At 68.1% G+C, this 20,661-nt stretch carries 15 protein-coding genes and 1 pseudogene; 7 read left to right on the forward strand and 9 right to left on the reverse strand.

Features of this window, described 5'->3' with window-relative positions:
• Positions 1 to 7 precede the first annotated feature (7 nt).
• The 3 genes from AC23D6_RS00875 to AC23D6_RS00885 form a co-directional block, all read right to left on the reverse strand.
• Entirely contained in the window at positions 8 to 400 is a 393-nt protein-coding gene (locus tag AC23D6_RS00875; protein ID WP_487750978.1) for an MAPEG family protein, read from the reverse strand.
• A 319-nt stretch (positions 401 to 719) separates the two neighbouring features.
• Positions 720 to 2,438, reverse strand: a complete 1,719-nt coding sequence (locus AC23D6_RS00880; RefSeq protein ID WP_487750979.1) for a M28 family metallopeptidase — start codon at positions 2,436 to 2,438, stop codon at positions 720 to 722.
• A gap of 79 nt (positions 2,439 to 2,517) precedes the next feature.
• The gene (locus tag AC23D6_RS00885; protein WP_487752536.1) at positions 2,518 to 3,174 is read right to left on the reverse strand and encodes a DUF4097 family beta strand repeat-containing protein; all 657 of its coding nucleotides are present in this window, start codon (positions 3,172 to 3,174) and stop codon (positions 2,518 to 2,520) included.
• Between the two features lie 138 nt (positions 3,175 to 3,312).
• Here AC23D6_RS00885 and gpmI point away from each other — a divergent pair, with 138 nt between their 5' ends.
• From gpmI to AC23D6_RS00900, 3 genes and pseudogenes are all read left to right on the forward strand, one after another.
• Complete coding sequence (gene gpmI, locus AC23D6_RS00890; protein ID WP_487750980.1) at positions 3,313 to 4,860, forward strand: 2,3-bisphosphoglycerate-independent phosphoglycerate mutase; 1,548 nt, start codon at positions 3,313 to 3,315, stop codon at positions 4,858 to 4,860.
• Entirely contained in the window at positions 4,860 to 6,113 is a 1,254-nt protein-coding gene (locus tag AC23D6_RS00895; RefSeq protein WP_487750981.1) for a murein hydrolase activator EnvC family protein, read from the forward strand. The genes gpmI and AC23D6_RS00895 overlap by 1 nt, the downstream gene beginning before the upstream one ends.
• A 117-nt stretch (positions 6,114 to 6,230) precedes the next feature.
• A pseudogene (locus tag AC23D6_RS00900) lies at positions 6,231 to 7,574 on the forward strand (S41 family peptidase); the annotation flags it as partial.
• A 10-nt stretch (positions 7,575 to 7,584) separates the two neighbouring features.
• Here AC23D6_RS00900 and AC23D6_RS00905 read toward each other — a convergent pair.
• The 3 genes from AC23D6_RS00905 to AC23D6_RS00915 form a co-directional block, all read right to left on the reverse strand.
• Positions 7,585 to 8,850 carry a cation:proton antiporter gene (locus AC23D6_RS00905; protein ID WP_487750982.1) on the reverse strand — a complete coding sequence of 422 codons (1,266 nt, stop codon included), beginning with the start codon at positions 8,848 to 8,850 and terminating at the stop codon, positions 7,585 to 7,587.
• An 84-nt stretch (positions 8,851 to 8,934) separates the two neighbouring features.
• Entirely contained in the window at positions 8,935 to 9,255 is a 321-nt protein-coding gene (locus AC23D6_RS00910) for a DUF1820 family protein (protein WP_487750983.1), read from the reverse strand.
• A gap of 94 nt (positions 9,256 to 9,349) precedes the next feature.
• Positions 9,350 to 10,042, reverse strand: coding sequence for a rhomboid family intramembrane serine protease (locus AC23D6_RS00915; RefSeq protein WP_487750984.1), 693 nt, complete (start codon positions 10,040 to 10,042; stop codon positions 9,350 to 9,352).
• A 224-nt stretch (positions 10,043 to 10,266) separates the two neighbouring features.
• On the opposite strand from AC23D6_RS00915, the gene AC23D6_RS00920 reads away from it, so the two are divergent.
• On the forward strand, positions 10,267 to 11,649 hold the full coding sequence (locus tag AC23D6_RS00920) for an OmpP1/FadL family transporter (RefSeq protein ID WP_487750985.1): 1,383 nt from the start codon (positions 10,267 to 10,269) through the stop codon (positions 11,647 to 11,649).
• Between the two features lie 72 nt (positions 11,650 to 11,721).
• Here AC23D6_RS00920 and AC23D6_RS00925 read toward each other — a convergent pair whose 3' ends face one another.
• From AC23D6_RS00925 to putA, 3 genes are all read right to left on the reverse strand, one after another.
• Positions 11,722 to 12,675, reverse strand: coding sequence for an SMP-30/gluconolactonase/LRE family protein (locus AC23D6_RS00925; RefSeq protein WP_487750986.1), 954 nt, complete (start codon positions 12,673 to 12,675; stop codon positions 11,722 to 11,724).
• A 13-nt stretch (positions 12,676 to 12,688) separates the two neighbouring features.
• A complete protein-coding gene (locus AC23D6_RS00930; RefSeq protein WP_487750987.1) occupies positions 12,689 to 13,849 on the reverse strand; it encodes a GGDEF domain-containing protein in 1,161 nt (386 codons plus the stop codon).
• A gap of 240 nt (positions 13,850 to 14,089) precedes the next feature.
• Positions 14,090 to 17,305 (reverse strand): bifunctional proline dehydrogenase/L-glutamate gamma-semialdehyde dehydrogenase PutA, encoded by a 3,216-nt coding sequence (gene putA, locus AC23D6_RS00935; protein WP_487750988.1) that lies wholly within the window; start codon positions 17,303 to 17,305, stop codon positions 14,090 to 14,092.
• A gap of 252 nt (positions 17,306 to 17,557) precedes the next feature.
• On the opposite strand from putA, the gene AC23D6_RS00940 reads away from it, so the two are divergent.
• From AC23D6_RS00940 to ctaD, 3 genes are read left to right on the forward strand one after another with little or no spacing between them, the layout of a single operon-like run.
• Positions 17,558 to 18,034, forward strand: coding sequence for a DUF2244 domain-containing protein (locus AC23D6_RS00940; RefSeq protein WP_487750989.1), 477 nt, complete (start codon positions 17,558 to 17,560; stop codon positions 18,032 to 18,034).
• 18 nt (positions 18,035 to 18,052) lie between these two features.
• Positions 18,053 to 18,997, forward strand: coding sequence for a cytochrome c oxidase subunit II (gene coxB / locus AC23D6_RS00945; RefSeq protein ID WP_487750990.1), 945 nt, complete (start codon positions 18,053 to 18,055; stop codon positions 18,995 to 18,997).
• A gap of 35 nt (positions 18,998 to 19,032) precedes the next feature.
• Entirely contained in the window at positions 19,033 to 20,646 is a 1,614-nt protein-coding gene (ctaD, locus tag AC23D6_RS00950) for a cytochrome c oxidase subunit I (RefSeq protein ID WP_487750991.1), read from the forward strand.
• The last annotated feature ends 15 nt before the right edge of the window (positions 20,647 to 20,661 follow it).

A 20,661-nucleotide genomic window follows, 5' to 3' on the forward strand; every position in this document is an offset into this window, starting at 1 on the left:
ACCGGACTCAGGCGACCCGCATCGCCGCGAGCACGATTAGCGCGACCGCGCACAGCATGCCCAGCAGCCAGACGAAGCTGCGCAGGGAGTGCTTGTCGGCCAGGTAGAACACGCCGTGCAGGATGCGCGCGGCGACGAAACCCAGTGCCAGCGGGGTGATGGTGTCCGCCGGCACACCGGCCAGTTGCGCCATCAGCACGCCGGCGACGAACGCGGGAAACGCCTCGAAGCCGTTGAGGTGCGCGGCATTGGCGCGCTGCAGCTTGTAGTTGCCTTCCTGCTTGGCGACCCATGCGCGCGGGTTGCGGTTGTTGTAGCGCTCGCCCGAGCGCTTGGCGATGAAGACCCACAGGTACGGCAGCAGTGCGGTGACCAGGATGCACCAGTAAGCGATGGACATGACGTTTCCCTCCCGAGGATGCGGCAGGGTAGTGCGGGCGCCGGGTAGCCGTCCATGCTTCTGCCCCCTTTCCCCCGGCGCCGGGGAGAGGGCGGGGGTGAGGGGGCGATGGAAAGAGGGTGTGGGAGCGACGTGAGTCGCGATGGGTCATCGGTAAGGCCTCATCGCGACTTACTTCGCTCCCACAGGAGAGATGACGGGTCGCCTCATCGCGACTTACGTCGCTCCCACAGGAGAGATGGCCGGTCGATCGCAGGGCCACGCGCAAAAGAAAACGGCGCCTTTCGGCGCCGTCTTCGTTTGCAGCTGAGCGCGTGGCTTACTTCGCCGCGGGCGCTGCCGGACGCATCTTGTCGCGCGCCGCCTTGAACGGATTGCCCTCGTACCAGTTCGGCCATTTGTCCGCGACGGCCAGATCCTTGCCGACGCCGTACAGCGCCTGCAGGTCCTGCACCACGCCATCCAGCTTCCAGCCGGCGTGCATCTCGTCGGTGGCCTGGTGGTAGCGCTTGGCGTACTCCTCGCTCGCCGCCTTGCCGGCGTCGACGCCGCCGTCCAGCAGGTCGTTGCCGCCCTTGGCGTACAGCGCCGGCACGCCGGCCTTGGCGAAGTTGAAGTGGTCGCTGCGGAAGTAGTAGCCGCCGGCCGGGTTGCCTTCCTCGGTGAGCACGCGGCCCTGCTGGTCGGCGTAGACCTTCAGCATGTCCTCCAGCTCGGAGTTGCCCTTGCCGGTGACGACGAAGTCGCGCGACTTGCCGCCCACGCTCATCGCGTCGAGGTTGATCACGCCGGCGATCTTGTCCAGCGGGAAGGTCGGGTGGGCGACGTAGTACTTGGAGCCCAGCAGGCCGGATTCTTCCAGCGTCACCGCCACGAACACCACCGAACGCGCGGGCTTGGGATCCTGGTGCGCGAACGCCTCGGCGATCTCCAGGATGCCGGCCACGCCGGTCGCGTTGTCGACCGCGCCGTTGAAGATGTTGTCGCCCCCGCTCTTATCGGCATGATCGCCCTCGTGCTTGCCCAGGTGGTCCCAGTGCGCCATGTAGAGCACGGCTTCGTCGGGCTTGCTGGCACCCGGCAGCACGCCGATGACGTTGCGCGAGGTCTTCTCGGTGATGCGGCTCTTCAGCGACGCCGATACCTGCGCCTTCAGCGGCACCGGCTTGAAGCCGCGCTTGCCGGCATTGGCGTAGGCCGCGTCCAGATCCAGTCCGGCATCGGCGAACAGCTGCTTGGCGGCCTCGGCGCTCAGCCAGCCCTGCAGCGGGATGCGCTTCTCCGGGTCGTCCTTGGCCGGCAGGTCGTACTGCGGGCCGGCCCAGGAGTTCTTCACCACGTCCCAGCCGTAGCTCGCACCGGCGGTGTCGTGCACGATCAGCGCGGCGGCGGCGCCCTTGCGCGCGGCTTCCTCGAACTTGTACGTCCAGCGGCCGTAGTAGGTCATGCGGTTGCCGCCGAACAGCGTCTCGTCCTTGCTATGGAAGCCCGGGTCGTTGACGAACATCACCACGGTCTTGCCGGTCCAATCCTGGCCGGCGTAGTCGTTCCACTGCTGCTCCGGTGCATCCACGCCGTAGCCGACGAACACCAACTCGCTGGCGTCGAGCTTGACCTCGGTCTGGCCGGTGCGGGTGCCGATGACGTAGTCGGTGCCGAAGGTCAGGTCGCGCGCGCCCTTGGCCGTGGTCAGCTTCAGCGTGGTGGCGGATTCGTCCGCGGTGGTCTCCACCATCGGCACGTCCTGGAAGTAGCTGCCGTTGTTGCCCGGCTGCAGGCCGATGCGCTTCATCTGCGCTTCGAGGTAGGCGACGGTCTTCTCCTCGCCCACGGAGCCCGGGCCGCGGCCTTCGAATTCATCCGAGGACAGCGTCTTCACCAGATCGCCGAAGTCGCCTTCGGTGATGTCGGCGGTGAAGGTGTGCGCCGCGGCGGGCGGGGTGGCGGCCTCGGGCGCGGGCGCCGGAGCTTCGGATTCGCGCTTGCACGCGGCCAGTGCGGCCGTGGCGGCAAGCACCAGCATCAACTTGCGGGACATCGGGATTCCTCAACGAAAGGAATCCCGATTCTAGCGTCACGGCCGCGGGCCGGCCTGTGCCGTGTCCCGCGGTTCGCGCTTACTCGGCCGGCGCAGTGTCGGTGCTGAACGACTTGGCGGTGGCGCCGGTCACCGGGCCGATCTTGGCGCTGGTGTGCACATACAGCGTGACCGGGCGTTCGAACACCAGCGGGCCTTCGACGATGGCGTTGGGGCCGACGATGATGCGCGGGTCGCGCTTGACGTTCAGGCGGAAGCCCTGCGGCTTCTCCACCCTGATGCCGCCCTTCACGTGCGAGCGGATGCCGACGGTGACGTCGCCGTTGACGGTTTCGATGCCGCCGGCCAGCTGCGTTTCCACCAGGCCGATCGCGCCGTTGACGGTGTCGATGTTGCCGCCCACCACCGTGCCGCGGTCGGTGAAGATGCTGCCGTTGACGGTCTCGACGTCCTTGCGGACCTGTACATCCTTGCCGACGCGGATGGAACCGTTGACGGTTTCCAGCGACGCCACGCGCGCCTTGTCGCCCACATTGATGCTGCCGTTGACGGTGCTGGCGTCCTCGGCGGTGGCGCCGTCGGCCACGCGGATCGAGCCGTTGACGGTGTCGAGGTCGCCATAGGCCTGGCCGGCTTCGGCGGTGATGCTGCCGTTGACCTTGGAGATTTCCTGCTGGGCCAACGCGGGTGTGGCGGCCAGGGCCAGGGTCAGCAGCAGGGCGGTGCGGGGACGGATCATGGGGTTGCCTCTTGGGTGGTCTCGTATCGGTCTGATGCACCGGCGTGGCGGACGGTTTAAACGCCGCCGTGCCGGAGTGGATGGCACCATGCTTCGCTACAATCGTCACCTGCCTGAAGTCACTGGAATCCCGCCGTGTCCGCATCTGCCGCATCCGTGAAGCGTCCCAAGCCCGTCGTGCTGCTGATCCTGGATGGCTGGGGACACCGTGAAGATCCCACCGACAACGCGCTGGCGCAGGCCGACCTGCCGAATTGGCGCCGCCTGCTGGCCACCGCGCCGCATACGCTGATCCACACCGAAGGCCGCCATGTCGGCCTGCCGGACGGGCAGATGGGCAATTCGGAAGTGGGCCACATGAACCTGGGCGCGGGTCGCATCGTCTACCAGGACCTGACCCGCATCGACGCCGCCATCGAAGACGGCAGTTTCTTCGCCAACGCCGAACTGGTGGCCGCGTGCAACGCCGCCAAGGCCGACGGCAAGACCCTGCACGTGCTCGGCCTGCTGTCGCCGGGCGGCGTGCACAGCCATGAACTGCATATCTTCGCGATGCTCGACCTGGCCAAGCGCCAGGGCGTGCCGCGGGTGGCGGTGCATGCCTTCCTCGACGGTCGCGACACGCCGCCGAAGTCCGCCGAACCCAGCCTGCGTGCGCTGCAGGACCTCTGCGCCAAGCTCGGCAACGCGCACATCGCCTCAGTCAGCGGCCGCTACTACGCCATGGACCGCGACAAGCGCTGGGATCGCGTGCGGCTGGCGTGGGACGCGATGGTCGAAGCCAAGAGCGAGCACCATGCCTCCAGCGGCGTGGCCGCGCTGGAGGCGGCATACGCGCGCGGCGAGAACGACGAGTTCGTGCTGCCGACCGTGATCGACGGCGCGCAGCCGATGGCCGATGGCGATGCGGTGGTGTTCATGAACTTCCGCGCCGACCGCGCGCGCCAGCTGACGGCGGCGTTCGTGTCGCCGGCGTTCGACGGCTTCCAGGCACGCGTGCCGGCACTCGCGCGCTTCGTCTGCCTGACCGAATACGACGCCAAGCTGCCGGCGCCGGTGGCGTTCGCGCCGGACGACCTGCGCGAGACCTTCGGCGAACTGTTGGCCGAGCACGGCCTGACCCAGCTGCGCATCGCCGAAACCGAGAAGTACGCGCACGTGACGTTCTTCTTCAGCGGCGGCCGCGAGGACGTGTTCGACGGCGAGGAGCGCATCCTGGTGCCGAGCCCGAAGGTCGCCACCTACGACCTGCAGCCGGAAATGAGCTGTCCCGAACTCACCGAGAAGCTGGTGGCGGCGATCGGCTCGGGCCGGTTCGACGCGATCATCTGCAACATCGCCAACCCCGACATGGTCGGCCACAGTGGCGACCTGCAGGCGGCGATCCTGGCCGCGCAGGCGGTGGACAAGGCGATCGGCGAAGTCGATGCCGCCGTGCGTGCCGCGGGCGGCGCGCTGATCATCACCGCCGACCACGGCAACCTGGAGATGATGCGGGACCCCGCAACCGGCCAACCGCACACCGCGCACACCGTGGGTCCGGTCCCGCTGGTCTACGTGGGCGAACGCACCGCGACGCTGCGCAGCGGTGGCGCCTTGCGCGACGTCGCCCCGACGCTGCTCGACCTGCTCGGCCTGCCGCAACCGGCCGACATGAGCGGCCGCACGCTGATCGCCGGCTGATGGCGCCGCGCTGGCGCATCGCGCTGGCCACCGCTGTGCTGGCGGTGGTCGCGGCTGCCTCCGCGCCGGCGCAGACCTCGCGCGAGACCGAGCGTAAGCTCGAGCGCGTGCGCGGCGAACTGAAATCGATCGCACAGGAACGCCGCAAGCTGGAAGGCGAACGCGGCGCCGCCTCGCGCCGGCTGCGCGAGGCCGACGAGAAGGTCGGCCGCACCTCGCGTTCGCTGGCCGAAACGGAGGCGGCGATGCGTAAGGAGACCGCTGCCCTGGCCGAGCTGCAGCAGCGACGCGACATGCTGACGGCGCAACGTGCGCGACAGCGCGGACAGCTGACCGCGCTGGTCCGCGCGGCCTACCAGCAGGGCGAGGACGCGCCGCTGAAGGTGCTGCTGTCGCAGGACCGCGTGGCCGACGCCAACCGTTTGCTGGCGTACCACCGTTATGTGCAACGCGACCAGGCGCGCCGGATCGACACGTTGACCACGGACCTGGCGGCGCTGGATGACGTGGAACGCGAGATCGCCGCGCGACGCGCCGAACTCGACGCCGCGCGCCTGCGCCAGCGGAATGAAGTCGCGCAGCTGGAGAAGGACCGGAAGACGCGTGCCAGCCTGGTCGCCGACCTGGACGAGCGTTACCAGGACCGCGCCGCGAAGGAGAAGGCGCTGGGCCAGGACGCGCGTACGCTGGAGCGCCTGCTGGCCAACCTGCGTGCCGCCGCCGCGCGCGCCGAAGCCGAGCGCCGCGCCGCCGCACGCCGAGCCGCCGCTGAAGCCGCGGCCGCGAAGAAGCGCGAAGGCACCAGCGGCGGCAACCGCGCCCCGCGCGACGCCGCTCCGCGTCCGATCGTGGCCTCGGCGCCCGCGCTGAAGGTCGGGGGCCTGGGCTGGCCGGTGTCGGGCAGCCTGCTGGCCCGCTACGGCGGTCGCCTGCCGGATGGCCGCGCCAGCACCGGCGTGCTGATCGGCGCGCCGGCAGGCACGACGGTCACCGCGGTGGCGGACGGGACCGTGGTGTTTTCCGAATGGATGACCGGCTACGGGCTGATCCTCATCCTCGACCACGGCAACGGCTACATGAGCCTGTACGCGCACAACGACAGCCTGCTGAAGGACAGCGGCGACCGGGTGAAGCGCGGCGACGCGGTGGCTCGTGTGGGCACCTCGGGCGGGCAGGGACAGGCCGCGCTGTACTTCGAACTGCGTCGCAACGGCCAGCCGGTCGATCCGTCCTCGTGGCTGCAGCGGCGATGAACGACGCGGGCGGCCGTAACCGGGCTTGAACATCCGCCCTGCATGGCTTCACGCATAATCCGGGTGAACTTCGCGGTCGTTCGCGGAGTCCATCCAAGCCCCACCCGGAGCCTTTGCATGCTGCAGCGTCTTCCCTCGGCCCTCCTGACCGTCGCCCTGCTCGCGGCCCTGCCCGCGTTGGCGCAACAGCAGGCAACGACGCCGGACGGACCGCCAGTGGTCGCGCCCAGCGACGATCCGGATGCCGCCGAGAACGCGCCGTCGAAAGTGCCGCTGGACGAGATCCGCCGCTACGTCGCCGTGTTCAATGCGGTGAAGGAAGCCTACGTGGAGCCGGTGGAGGACAAGAAGCTGATGCAGTCCGCCATCCGTGGCCTGCTGCTGGACCTGGATCCGCACAGCACCTACTTCGACAAGCAGGATTCCGACGCATTCGACGAGCAGGCCAGCGGCGCCTATGAAGGCATCGGCGTGGAACTGCAGCAGCAGCCCGACCGCACCCTGCTGGTCGTGTCGCCGATCGACGACACGCCCGCAGCCAAGGCGGGCATCAAGTCCGGCGATCTCATCACCGCCATCGACGGCAAGCCGATCAGCGCCGACGACGGCATGGAACCGCTGCGCGGCGCACCCGGCAGCAAAATCACCCTGACCATCGTGCGCGAAGGCACCCCGAAGCCGTTCGACGTCACCCTGGTGCGCGACACGATCCGCGTGACCAGCGTGCGCGGCCGCGTGCTGGAGCCCGGCTATGGCTACGTGCGCATCAGCGCGTTCCAGACCGACACCGCCGCCGACTTCCAGAAGCAGCTCGACGCGCTGCAGGCCAAGGGCCCGCTGCGTGGCCTGGTACTCGACCTGCGCAGCAATCCGGGTGGCCTGCTGCTTGCGGCCGTGCAGGTGGCGGACGAATTGCTCGAGAAGGGGAACATCGTCAGCACGCGGGGGCGGCTGTCGATCAGCGATTCCAAGTTCGATGCCACGCCGGGCGACCGCCTGCGTGGCGCACCCGTCGTGGTGCTGGTGGACGCCGGTTCGGCAAGCGCGTCGGAAGTGCTTGCCGGCGCGCTGCGCGACAACGACCGCGCGCGTGTCGTCGGCAGCCGGACGTTCGGCAAGGGCTCGGTGCAGACTGTGCTGCCGCTGGACAACGGCGACTCGGTCAAGCTCACCACGGCGCGCTACTACACGCCCAGCGGCAAGTCGATCCAGGCCAGCGGTATCGTGCCCGACGTGGTGGTCAAGCCGGAAGGCGGTACGCCCGATGCCGTCGTAGGCCAGGATGGCCAGCTCTACATCACCGAAGCGACGCTGCCGGGCCACCTGCGCGGCGACGACGAAGGCCAGGCCGGCTATACGCCGGGCGACGTCCTCGACGGCGAAGCACCGATCAAGACGGCGCTGGCGGAACTGAAGAAGCTGGCCACCACCGCGCGCGCAAAACCCGCCGCCACCGCGCGCTGAGCGCGGATCAGGCCGGCGGTGCGCCGGTCGCCGTCATACCGGGTGCGTGGCGGTCGCGCATGATCCGGTTGAACAGTGGCGTGGCCATCAGCGTGGTCACGATCGCCATGATCACCAGAATGGTGAAGAGGCCGGGCTTGATGAGGCCCGCCTGCAGGCCGATGTTGATGATGATGAGTTCCATCAGGCCACGCGCGTTCATCAGCGCGCCGATCGCCTTCGCATCGCGCGGCGATTCGCCCGACAGCCGCGCCGCCGCCCAGCATGCGATCGCCTTGCCGCCGAACGAGGCGAGCAGGATCGCGATGGCGGGTACCAGGATGGCCGGGTCGAGCAGCACCGACAGCTGGGTCTTCAAACCGGAATAGGTGAAGAACAGCGGCAGCAGTACCAACACGACCATGCCTTGCAGGCGCTCGCGCAGGCGGTCGGTGAGCGCACCGCGCGGCAGGCAGATGCCGAGAATGAAACCGCCGAACACCGCGTGGATGCCGATGGCGTCCATCGCCCACGCGCACAGGAAGAACGCCGCCATCACCCACGCGAACACCGAGGTCGGCAACGGCCCGTCGGCGGGCACCTGCGCGCCCAGCGGCGCGAGCAGCCGGCGCCCGGCCAGCAACATGAAGGCCAGGTAGGCGATGCCGCCGCCGATCGCCAGCCACGCCTGGTTCCAGCTGCCGCCGAAGCTGGCCAGCACGATGGCCAGGATGCACCACGCCGCCGCGTCGTCCATCGCACCGGCGGTGAGCGCCAGCGTGCCCAGCGGCGTACCGGCCAGGCCGCGCTCCTGGATGATCCGCGCCAGCATCGGGAACGCGGTGATCGCGATCGCCGCTCCGAGGAAGAGCGCGACTTCGAGGAAGCGTGCGTTGTCGGCGAACAGCCCCGGTACATGCTGCAGCCACGGCGCCAAGGCGAAGGCGAGCACGAAGGGCACTGCGATGCCGGCCCACGACACCGCCATCGCACTGCGATAGCGCGAGCGGATGTGCGCCGCCTGGAATTCCGTGCCGACCAGGAACATGTACATGCCCACGCCCACCTGGCCGCCCACGTAGAGCATGTCGAGCGTGGCCTTCGGGAAGAGCGCCGCCTGCGCGTCGGGCAGCACGGCGCCGAACAGCGACGGCCCTAGCAGCACGCCGGCGATCATCTCGCCCACGACCTGCGGCTGTCCGATGCGCTGGGCGAGCTTCCCGACCAGACGGCACGCCAGGATGATCAGGCCCGCCTGCAGGAAGAAATAGACCGACAGCTGTGAGGTGGACATCCCGGTGCCCCGTGCGTGAAGCGCCATCATATAAGCGATCACGCGCGTACGAAGCGCGTGCGGAACGTGCCGGCGAAACGCGGCCTAGCGCGGCTTGGCCGGCATCGGGAACGGCGTCACCACCTTCTCGCCGGTGGCCGCGTCGCGGATCGCCGACTGGCCTTTCCGCTCCACTTCCTCTACCCGGATGATGCTCTGCATCGGCAGGTGCAATACGCGCGTGCCGCCGAACTCGTCGCGCAGGCGCTCTTCGGTGGGGTCGACCACCAGGCCCTCGTGGACGTCGAACACCAGATCCGAGACTTCGGTAAAGCCCCACAGGCCGCTGGCCGCGACCTTGCGCGCGTACAGCTCGTAGACCTTGGTGTGGTTGTGGAAGGTGATCTTGTAGAGCGTGCTTTTCATGCGGCGATTATAGGAGTGAGGGGAGAGGAGTGAGGAGTGAGCGAGAGCGGGCAGCCGTTCCTCACTCCTCACTCCTCCCCCCTCACTCCTGCCTTCAATATCCTTGGCGCTTGCGCATGCGCCGGGCGATGGCGGCGCGCACGAACAGCGCGAACACCACGCCGAACAGGAAGCCGGCGATATGCGCCGGCCATGCCACCGTGCCGAACGTCGGCCCGGTGTAGGCGAACACCACCTGCAGCAACGCCCAGACGCCGATCAGCACCGAGGCGGGCGCCTTGACCACTTCCCAGAACAACCCCAGCGGCACGACCACGCCCAGCTGGGCGGTCGGGAAGAGGGCGAGATAGGCGCCGATCACCGCGGAGACGGCCCCGCTGGCGCCGATCACTACCCGATCAGGCGCGTCGATGCTCAGGACCGCCGCCACGTTGGCGACGGCGCCGCCGATCAGGAACAGCAGCAGGAAGCGCCACGCCCCCATCGCGCGCTCGGCCGGCAGGCCGAAGATCAGCAGGAACACCAGGTTGCCCGCTAGATGGGCCCAGTCGGCATGCAGGAACAAGGCAGTGAAGAACCGCAGGACTGTGCCGCGCTGCAGCGACGCCAACCAGACCTCCGGCGCGACCATGCCCCCGGTCAGCGCACCCCACTCGGTCCGCAGGTGGCCTTGCGCGGCACCGCCCTGCAACCACGCCCAGACAAACGCGGCCAGCAACACGATGGCCAGCGTGGGTGTGGCCCAGCGGACCGACGGTTTCTGACGGGACGGAATGGAGACGAACATGCGCCGGCACTGTACCCGGTGCCCCTTCCGCTGCCCATGGTGCGACGCAACGAAACTGAATAGGGGCAAGGACTTACGGTGGATTGTTAGTGTTTGGTTAGCAGGTATACTGCATACGGCGTCGTATGTCGGGAGGGGCTTCCGGCAGGCCGAAAAGGTGGACCACACACCCCGGCCTTGGGCGACGCAGACGACTTTTACCCACGTCTCCGGAGAGAACACTGATGGAATTTGCTAAGAACTTCACCCGCGTGTCCGCGCTGGCCCTCGGCATCACCGCCGCGCTGGCCTATGGCGACGTGCACGCCGCCGCTTTCCAGCTGAAGGAAAACAGCGTCAAGGCCCAGGGCCGTGCGATGGCCGGTGCGGCCTCCGCCAAGGGCGACGCCTCGGTCGTGGCCAACAACCCGGCCGTCATGTCGACCTTCACCGAGCGCACCCTGCAGGCCGACGTCACTGCGATCGACCTGTCCTACACGTTCTCCGGTACCGGCACCGCCGCGACCGGCACGCCGTTCCAGCAGCCGCTGACCGGCGGCAACGGTGGCGACGCCGGTGACGTGGCCGCCGTGCCGGCCGCGTCTTTCATCCTGCCGTTGAGCGGCGACTTCGAGTACCTGACGCTGGGTGCCATGATCAGCGCGCCGTTCGGCCTGAAGACCGAATACGACAACGGCTGGAAGGGTCGTTACCACGCCCTGGAATCGGACGTGAAGATCATCGACCTGACCCTGGCGGCTTCGCTGGAACTGGGCGACCGCTTTTCGATCGGCGCCGGCCTGATCTACGAACACGCCGACGTGACCCTGTCGCAGGCCGTCGACTTCGGCACCATCATCTGCAGCCAGAACCCGACCGCCTGCCTCACGCCCGGCTCGCCCTACGGCCCGCAGCGCAACGACGGCCTGGCCCACGTCAATGGCACCGACAACGGCATCGGCTGGATCTTCGGCGTGAACTGGCGCCCGACGGACAAGCTGTCGCTGGGCTACTCGCACCGCTCCGAGATCGACCATGAACTGGAAGGCCAAGGCGACTTCACCGTGCCGGCCAACGTCCGCACCGCGTTCGATGCCAACCCGCTGACCCGTCCGCTGTTCCGGGACGGCGGCGCGCTGGCCAAGCTGACCACGCCCACCGTGGACACCTTCAGCGCGACCTACTACGCCACTGACCGTTTCACCGTCATGGCCGAAGCCAGCCGTACCGACTGGACCTCGCTGCAGGAAATCCGTATCGAGTTCGACAACGCCGGTCAGCCGGACTCTGCCGAGGAATACAACTGGGGCGAGAACTGGTTCTACTCGGTGGGCGGTGAGTACAAGTTCAGCGATGCGTTCACCTTCCGTGCTGGCGTGGCGCGTGATGACTCCCCGGTGAGCCGTCCTTACCGCACCCCGCGCCTGCCCGACCAGGATCGCATGTGGTACTCGCTGGGCCTGACCTGGGCGCTGTCCGAGCATTTCGAGATCAACGCCAGCTACGTCAAGATCGACATCGTCGATACGCCGGAAGTGGACCTGACCACCAGCACGCGCGCGCGCCTGGTCGGCGAGTTCGACGGAGGCGCCGACCTGTACGGCGTCTCGATGCAGTACAAGTTCTGATCGCCCCGCGCATCAGTCCCATGAAAAACCCCGCCTCGGCGGGGTTTTTCTTTGCCGGCGCCTCGATGCCCGTCAGTACGGCAACCCGGCGACGTCCAGATCGATCGACCACAGGCTGGCCGCGCCGGTGAGGAACAACGTGCGCCGATCGTCGCCTCCGAACGCGGCATTGGTGATGTTGGCGTCGACGCGGATCGTGGCGAGTACGGCGCCCGCCGGCGAAAACACGCGCACGCGGCGCTCGCCGTGTTCGGTGACATACACGTTGCCGAGGCAATCCACGGCCAGGCCATCGCCTCCGGAGATGCGGGCCAGGTCGCGGCCGGCCCCGACCCCATCGCCCGTCACCGGATACGCGCGCAGGACGTCGCCGTCGGCGGTGCCTCCCGCCACATAGAGGGTGCCGCCATCCGGCGACAGCGCGATGCCATTCGGATTGCGCAGCGTGTCGTCCACCACGGTGGTGACCGCGTTGCGGTGCCGATACACCCGAGTCAACGGTTGGCCTCCGGGCGCCGCCTTGCGCTGGTAGTCCGGATCGGTGAAGTACAGCGTGCCGTCGGCCGCCATCACCAGATCGTTGGGCGAATTGAACGGCGCGCCGTCGAAGGAGGACACCAGCGGTGTACGCGTCCCGTCGGTCAGGTCCACGCGCGCCACTTGTTTGCGGTCGTGGGTGGCGGCGATGAGCCGGCCTTCCGTATCCAGCGCCAGGCCGTTGCTGCCGCTGTCTTCGACCACGGTTTCCCAGCGGGTGGGCGGGGTGAATCGGCGGATGCGCGACGGGAACGTGCCGCTGTGGACGAAATCGGACAGGTAGAGCGCGCCGTCCTTCCACACGGCGCCTTCGTAGAGCCGCTCTTCGCCGTCATCCACCTTGGCGACGGCGATGCGCGTTGCGGTCAGTTCGCCCACGGGCGCCTCGCCCGGTTGGGCGGGGCACACGGAACGAAAGGCGGACGCGTGGGTGAGCGGTGCGGCGGCACAGAGAAGCAGGGCAACGGCGAGGCGATGGGCGCGCGGCATGGCGATCCTCAGGTCAGGCGGGGTGACAGCGTACCTCGATCCGGTTGCGACCCTTGTGCTTGGCGGCGTACAGCGCTTCGTCGGCCAGCCGCATCAATGTGTCGTAGGGCGCGTGGCGGTCGGCGGTGAAGGACATCCCCAGGCTGACGGTGACCCGGAAATCCGCGGCGATCGGCGAGAACTCCAGGGCCATCACCTGTTGCCGGATGCGTTCGGCCAGCGCATGCGCCGTGTCCGCATGGGTGTCGCGCAGCACCAGCATGAATTCCTCGCCACCCAGGCGCGCGAACAGGTCCTCATTGCGGATGCAGCCGCGCACCACGTCGGAGAAGCGCTGCAGCACCAGGTCGCCGGCCTCGTGCCCGTGATCGTCGTTGACCGCCTTGAAGTGGTCCAGGTCCAGCGCGATCACCGCCAGCCCGTGTGCGGCCGAGCGCCAGGCGCCGCGTGCTTCCAGTTCGTTGTCCAGGCCCCGGCGGTTGAGCGCGCCGGTCAGCGGGTCGAACAGCGCGCCGCGGCGCAACGGTTCGGCGGCGCGGAAACTGGCCAGCATCAGCATGCAGAAATTGAGCAGGTACCAGATCGACAGGTCGAGATTCACCCAGATCGGATTCGGGCCGTAGCGCCCGGTCAGCGCGGCCAGCAGGTCGCTGCCGTACAGCCACAGCAGGATCAGGCTGCCGGCGATCATCAGGCGCGCCGGCACATGGTCGGGCGCGCGGCGCAGCACCAGCAGGTGACGGATCATCACCGCCAGCACGATGACCTCGGTGGCGCTCATGGCTGCGCCCTGCGCATCCACCGTGCCGCGCAGTACCCAGCCCGCCAGTGAGAAGCCGATGCAGACCGGCAGCAGGGCGCGCTCCCACAGCGCCAGCGGCCGCTGCTGCACGAACTGGATGATCGACCATGCCAGCCCGACCAGGCCGGCGCAGGCGAGCAGTCCGCCGATGCCGGCGGTCCAGTGCGCGAGCATGTCGTTGCCTGCGAGCACGAGTTCCTGCGCCGTGCCGTCGAGCATCGCCGCACCCAACGAATAGAGGAAGTGGGCCACGCCCCAGGTCGTGATGCCGCGCACGCCGCGCGAGACACGGCCGACGTAGAGGAACAGCGCCAGCAGCACGGCCGCCAGCGCGCAGTCGGTCAGCAGCAGGTTGTAGAAATCGGTCGTCATGCGATGGGGCCGTGCTGGCCGTGAATCTCCTTGTCTTCGACTAAACGCAGGATCTGCCTTCAACCGGCAGCGCGCCGCCGCCGACGCCGTTCTGTTCGGGGTGAAGGTTCAGGGAAACCATCGGGCGCAGGCCCAGCTTGGACCCAAGCGTGCGCCGCATTCAGTGCGGTGGGTCATGACGCGCAAAAAAAAGCCCCGCCGGAGCGGGGCTTGTATCGACGACGGCGGACTGCTGAGCGGTCAGTCGCCCAGGGTCAGCAGCGAGGCGTTGCCGCCGGCCGCGGTTGTGTTGACGGTGACCGTCTTCTCGGTGGCGAAGCGCGGCAGGTAGTGCGGCCCGCCGGCCTTCGGGCCCGTGCCCGACAGGCCCTGGCCGCCGAACGGCTGCACGCCGACCACGGCGCCGATCTGGTTGCGGTTGACGTAGACGTTGCCGACTTTCACCCGCGCGGCGATACGGTCGATGGTCTCGTCGATGCGCGAGTGCACGCCCAGGGTCAGGCCGTAGCCGGTGGCGTTGATCTGGTCGATCACCGCGTCCAGTTGGTCAGCCTTCCAACGCACCACGTGCAGGGCTGGCCCGAAGATCTCCTTGTGCAGCTGATCGAGGGACTTCAGTTCCCACGCGCGTGGCGCGAAGAACGTACCGTGCGCGGTGTCCTCGCCCGCCTTTGCTTGCTTGATCAGGCGTGCCTCGTTGGCCATGCGGGCGGCGTGGTCCTCGAGGATCTTCAGCGCATCGGCATCGATCACCGGACCCACGTCGGTGGACAGCAGGCCGGGATCGCCGATCTTCAACTCATCCATCGCGCCGGCCAGCATCGTCATCACCTTGTCGGCGATGTCGTCCTGCACGAATAGCACGCGCGCAGCGGAGCAGCGCTGGCCGGCGGAGGTGAAGGCCGAGCCCATCGCGTCCTTGACCAGCTGTTCCGGCAACGCGGACGAGTCGGCGATGAAGGCATTCTGGCCGCCGGTTTCGGCAATCAGCGTCGCGATCGGACCGCTCTCGCGGCCGGCGAGCGCACGGTTGATCGCGCGCGCGGTCTCGGTGGAACCGGTGAAGGCCACGCCCGCCACGCGCGGATCCTTCGTCAGTGCGGCGCCGACGGTGGCGCCGTCGCCGGGCAGGAACTGCAGCACGGCCTCGGGGACGCCGGCTTCGTGCAGCAGCTTCACCGCCGCATGGCCAATCAGGTTGGTCTGCTCGGCGGGCTTGGCGATCACGCTGTTGCCGGCGGCGAGCGCGGCGCTGACCTGGCCCAGGAAGATCGCCAGCGGGAAGTTCCACGGGCTGATGCAGACGAACACGCCGCGGCCCTGCAGCTGCAGCTGGTTGGATTCGCCGGTCGGGCCGGGCAGCGGTTCCGGTGCGCCGAACTGCGCGCGCGCCTGGGCGGCGTAGTAGCGCAGGAAGTCCACCGCTTCGCGCACTTCGGCGACGCTGTCCGGGATGGTCTTGCCGGCTTCCTTCACGCACAGCGCGATGTAGTCGGGCAGGCGCTGTTCCAGCAGGTTCGCGGCGTGCTCGAGGATGGCGGCGCGGCTGGCGGCCGGCGTGCGGTCCCACGCGGGTTGCGCAGCGACGGCGTTTGCCAGCGCCTTCTCGACCGTGCCGCCGTCGGCGGGCTGCCATTCGCCGACGGTCTGGCGGCGGTCGGCCGGGTTGGTCACCGGCAGCGCGCCGGAGGACACGACCGCGCCCGGCACCAGCGGCGCGGCGCGCCACGGCTTGACCGCCGCGTTGATGCGCTCGGCCAGCGCGCGCAGGTCGTTGTCGTTGGCGAGGTTGGCGCCCATGGAGTTGGTCCTGTCAGAAGAGGCGATGGGAGCCGGCTGGCTCCGGAAAAGATCGACCGGCAGCGGGATGCGCGGATGCGGGATGGATTCGAACTCGGACACCGTCTGCACCGGATCGCGCACGAGATCCTCGATGGCCACGTTCTCGTCGGTGATGCGGTTGACGAAGCTGCTGTTGGCGCCGTTCTCGAGCAGGCGGCGCACCAGGTACGGCAGCAGGTCCTCGTGCGAGCCGACCGGCGCGTACACGCGGCACGGCGTGTCCAGGCGGTGCTTGGGCACCACTTCGGCATACAGGTCGTCGCCCATGCCATGCAGTTTCTGATGCTCGTACGGGCGGCCGGCGGCGATGAAGCGGATCGCGGCGATGGTCTGCGCGTTGTGGGTGGCGAACATCGGGTACAGCGCTTGGCCGTGGTCGAGCATGCGACGGGCATTGGCGAGGTACGAGACGTCGGTGTTGGGCTTGCGCGTGAAGACCGGGTAGCCCGGGTGGCCGTCGATCTGGGCGCGCTTGATCTCCGCATCCCAGTAGGCCCCCTTCACCAGGCGCACCGGCATGCGGCGGCCGACGCGGCGAGCCAGGTCGGCCAGGAAGTCGATCACGTACGGCGTGCGCTTCTGGTAAGCCTGCACGGCCAGGCCATAGCCTTCCCAGCCGTCCAGCGACGGGTCTGAAAACGTGGCCTCGATCAGGTCCAGCGACAGTTCCAGGCGGTCGGCCTCTTCGGCATCGATGGTGAAGCCGATGCCGTAGGACTTGGCCAGCTGGGCCAGCTCCAGGATGGCCGGGGCCAGTTCGCGCATCACGCGGGCGCGCTTGGCGTGCTCGTAGCGCGGGTGCAGGGCGGAGAGCTTGATCGAAATGCTGGGGGCGGCGAACACGTCGGCGAACGGTCCGGTCCGCCCGATCGCATGGATCGCCTGGCGGTAGGCTTCCAGGTAGCGGGCGGCGTCCTTCGTGGTCAGCGCGCCCTCGCCCAGCATGTCGAACGAATAGCGGTACTCGGCGTTGTCGCCCTTGCGGCTGCGGGACAGCGCCTCGTCGATGGTCCGGCCCATGACGAACTGGTGGCCCATGATCCGCATGGCCTGGCGCACGGCCAGACGGATGACGGGCTCGCCCACGCGGCCGACCAGGCGCTTGAAGGCGCCCGGCACGTCGGCGCGGGTCAGGTCGTTCAGGTTGACCAGCTTGCCGGTCAGCATCAGGCCCCAGGTGGAGGCATTCACCAGCACCGAGTCGCTCTGGCCCAAGTGCTTTTCCCAGTCCGCATCGCCCAGCTTGTCGCGGATCAGCTTGTCGGCGGTCTCCTGGTCCGGGATGCGCAGCAGCGCCTCGGCCACGCACATCAGCAGCACGCCTTCCTCGCTGCCCAGGTCGTACTGGCGCATGAAGGCCTCGATGGCGCCCTGGTCCTGGGCGCGGGCGCGGACCCGCTTCACCAGGTCCACGGCGAGCTTCTGCGCCTGGGCCTGCTCGGCGGGGGGCAGGCGGGCCTGCTCGAGCAGTTCGCGGACGTGTTCGGTCTCGTCGCGCAGCCAGGCGGCCGTGATGGCGGCCCGGAGGGCGGGCGGGGGCGCGGGGAGTTCCGGAGCGACGATGCCGCCGGCCGGGGCGGTAGCGGGCGACGGGAGCGGTGAAGGGGTCGACATGACGGCAGGGCAGTCCAAAGGCAGTCCACTAGTTTAGGGCCGCGCGCGCGGCCCGCCTACGTCCTGGCGTGCTCCGTCGCAGTGGGCGTGCGCCATGCGGTGACGCGGGTCGCGGAACGCCGCGGTGGATGCGCGGCGAGGCGTGCGCGAAGGGGTCGCACGCCTTGTCCTGGATCAATGAAACTTGCCGCAAAGTGTGGCGGGAGCTACCATTTAACGGTTTTCCGCAGCCTCAACCGTGTGGCGGACGACATGATCGAAGTGGTGCCGTCAGCGTGGGACGGACACGGCGCGTGGCTCAGGCTGCGGCCGCCGAGGGCGCTGTCGCGCCGCCAATTCGTGGTGTTGTTCGCGGCGCTGTCGGGTGCGATGTGGATCGTCGCCATGCTGGGCTGGTGGGGAGGCAATGCCTTCGCGCCAGCCTTTGCATTGCTCCATTCGGCCATCGTGGCCACGGCGCTGCGCGCGTTGTGGCGCAGCGGCGAACGGAGCGAGGAGATCCATATCGGGCCGGACGCCGTGGAGGTGAGCACCTCCCGGTCCGGGGCGGTGTTCCGGGCGCACCCGTACTGGGTACGCCTGCGCATCGAGCGGGAAGGCGAAAGGATTTCGCTGGCGTCCAGCGGCAGGCAGGTCCAAGTGGGCGACTTCCTTGGGCCGGCCGAACGCCGGGAGCTGGCGGACACGTTGCAGGATTTACTGGCGGCCGCGAGTGGCCGCAACCGATGACGCATTGGGGTCTAGGCAATGACGCAAGTGAATGGGATCTGGAAGCGGTTGGTGACGGCGTGCTCGCTGCTGGCAATGCCGGCGCTGGCCTGGGCGCAGTCGGCGGACCCGAAGCCGTGGCAGCTGAACATGGGCAAGGGCGTCACGACCTCGTCCCAGCACGCTTACGACGCGCACATGGTGGCGCTGTGGGTGTGCATCGTCATCGGCATCATCGTCTTCGGCGCGATGGGCTATGCGATGTTCAAGTTCCGCAAGTCCAAGGGTGCGGTGGCCGCGCAGTTCAGCCACAACACCACGGCCGAGATCATCTGGACCGTTATTCCGGTGCTGATCCTGGTGGTCATGGCCTGGCCGGCGACCGCCAAGCTGATCGCCATGTACGACACCCGCAATGCCGAGATGACGGTCAAGGTCACCGGTTACCAGTGGATGTGGAAGTACGAGTACCTCGGCGAGGACGTGTCGTTCACCAGCCGCCTGGACCGTGAGTCCGACCGCATCCGCCAGAGCGGCGAGAAGCCCGACCTGGCCAAGAATCCGCACTACCTGCTGGACGTCGACAACCAGCTGGTGTTGCCGACCGATACCAAGATCCGCTTCGTGATCACCGCCGACGACGTCATCCACGCGTGGTGGGTGCCGGCGCTGGGCTGGAAGCAGGACGCGATCCCCGGCATCGTCAACGAGGCCTGGACCGACATCAAGGAACCCGGCATCTACCGCGGCCAGTGCGCCGAACTGTGCGGCAAGGACCATGGCTTCATGCCGATCGTGGTGAGGGCCGTGCCGAAGGCCGAGTTCGAGCAGTGGCTGGCTTCGAAGAAGCCGGCGCCGGCCGCCGAACCTGCCCCGGTCGCCGCGCCTGTGGAGGCCACGCCGGTCGACGCCGCGCCGGCGACCGAGCCTGCCGCCGCGCCCGCCCCCGCCGCCGAGACCCCCGCGCCGTCGGCGCAGGGCTGATCGACCGTCCGCATTAGCTTCAAGAGAGTAAGCACATGGCCAACTCCGCCGTCGACCATCATGACGATCACCACGGTCACCAGCAGGGCTTCATCGAGCGGTGGTTCTTCTCCACGAACCACAAGGACATCGGTACTCTCTACCTGATCTTCAGCTTCATCATGTTCATCATCGGCGCAGGCATGTCGGTGGTGATCCGTGCCGAACTGATGGTGCCGGGCCTGCAGCTGGTCACGCCCGAATTCTTCAACCAGATGACCACCGTGCATGCGCTGGTCATGATCTTCGGCGGCGTGATGCCGGCCTTCGTCGGCCTGGCGAACTGGATGATCCCGCTGCAGGTCGGCGCGCCGGACATGGCGCTGCCGCGCATGAACAACTGGTCCTTCTGGATCATGCCGTTCGCCTTCACCCTGCTGCTGGGCACGCTGTTCCTGCCGGGCGGCGCCCCCGCCGGCGGCTGGACGCTGTATCCGCCGCTGTCGCTGCAGGGCGGCGCCAACGTGGCCTTCACGATCTTCGCCATCCACATGATGGGCGTCAGCTCGATCATGGGCGCGATCAACATCATCGCCACGGTGCTGAACATGCGCGCCCCGGGCCTGGACCTGCTGAAGATGCCGATCTTCTGCTGGACCTGGCTGATCACCGCGTTCCTGCTGATCGCCGTGATGCCGGTCCTGGCCGGCGCGGTGACGATGCTGCTGACCGACAAGTTCTTCGGCACCAGCTTCTTCAATGCGGCCGGTGGCGGCGATCCGGTGATGTACCAGCACATCTTCTGGTTCTTCGGTCACCCCGAGGTCTACATCATGATCCTGCCGGCGTTCGGCGTGGTGTCGGAAATCATTCCGACCTTCAGCCGCAAGCCGCTGTTCGGCTATCAGGCCATGGTGTATGCGACCGCCTCGATCGCGTTCCTGTCGTTCATCGTGTGGGCGCACCACATGTTCACGGTGGGCATGCCGCTGGGTGGCGAGATCTACTTCATGTTCGCCACCATGCTGATCGCGATCCCGACCGGCGTGAAGGTGTTCAACTGGGTCAGCACGATGTGGCGGGGCTCGCTGTCCTTCGAAACGCCGATGCTGTGGGCCGTGGGCTTCGTCATCCTGTTCACCATCGGCGGTTTCTCGGGCCTGATGCTGGCCATCGTGCCGGCGGACTTCCAGTACCACGACACCTACTTCGTGGTGGCGCATTTCCACTACGTGCTGGTGACCGGCGCGCTGTTCTCCATCATCGCCGCGACGTACTACTGGTGGCCGAAGTGGACCGGCCGCATGTACAACGAGTTCTGGGGCAAGTTCCATTTCTGGTGGACGATCGTGTTCGTCAACCTGCTGTTCTTCCCGCAGCACTTCCTAGGCCTGGCCGGCATGCCGCGCCGCATCCCGGACTACAACCCGGTGTTCGCGGACTGGAACCTGATCAGCTCGATCGGCGCGTTCGGCATGTTCCTCACGCCGTTCATGATGGCCGCGATCCTGTGGGCCTCGCTGCGCAACGGCAAGAAGGCCGAGGCGCGCGCGTGGGAAAACGCCAAGGGCCTGGAGTGGACCGTGCCGTCGCCGGCGCCGCACCACACCTTCAGCGTCCCGCCGGTCATCAAGGATGGCGACCTGGCGCACGGCGACGTGACCCACTGAGACCGTCGAGTCGTA

The sequence above is a fragment of the Pseudoxanthomonas sp. G3 genome (assembly GCF_057654715.1).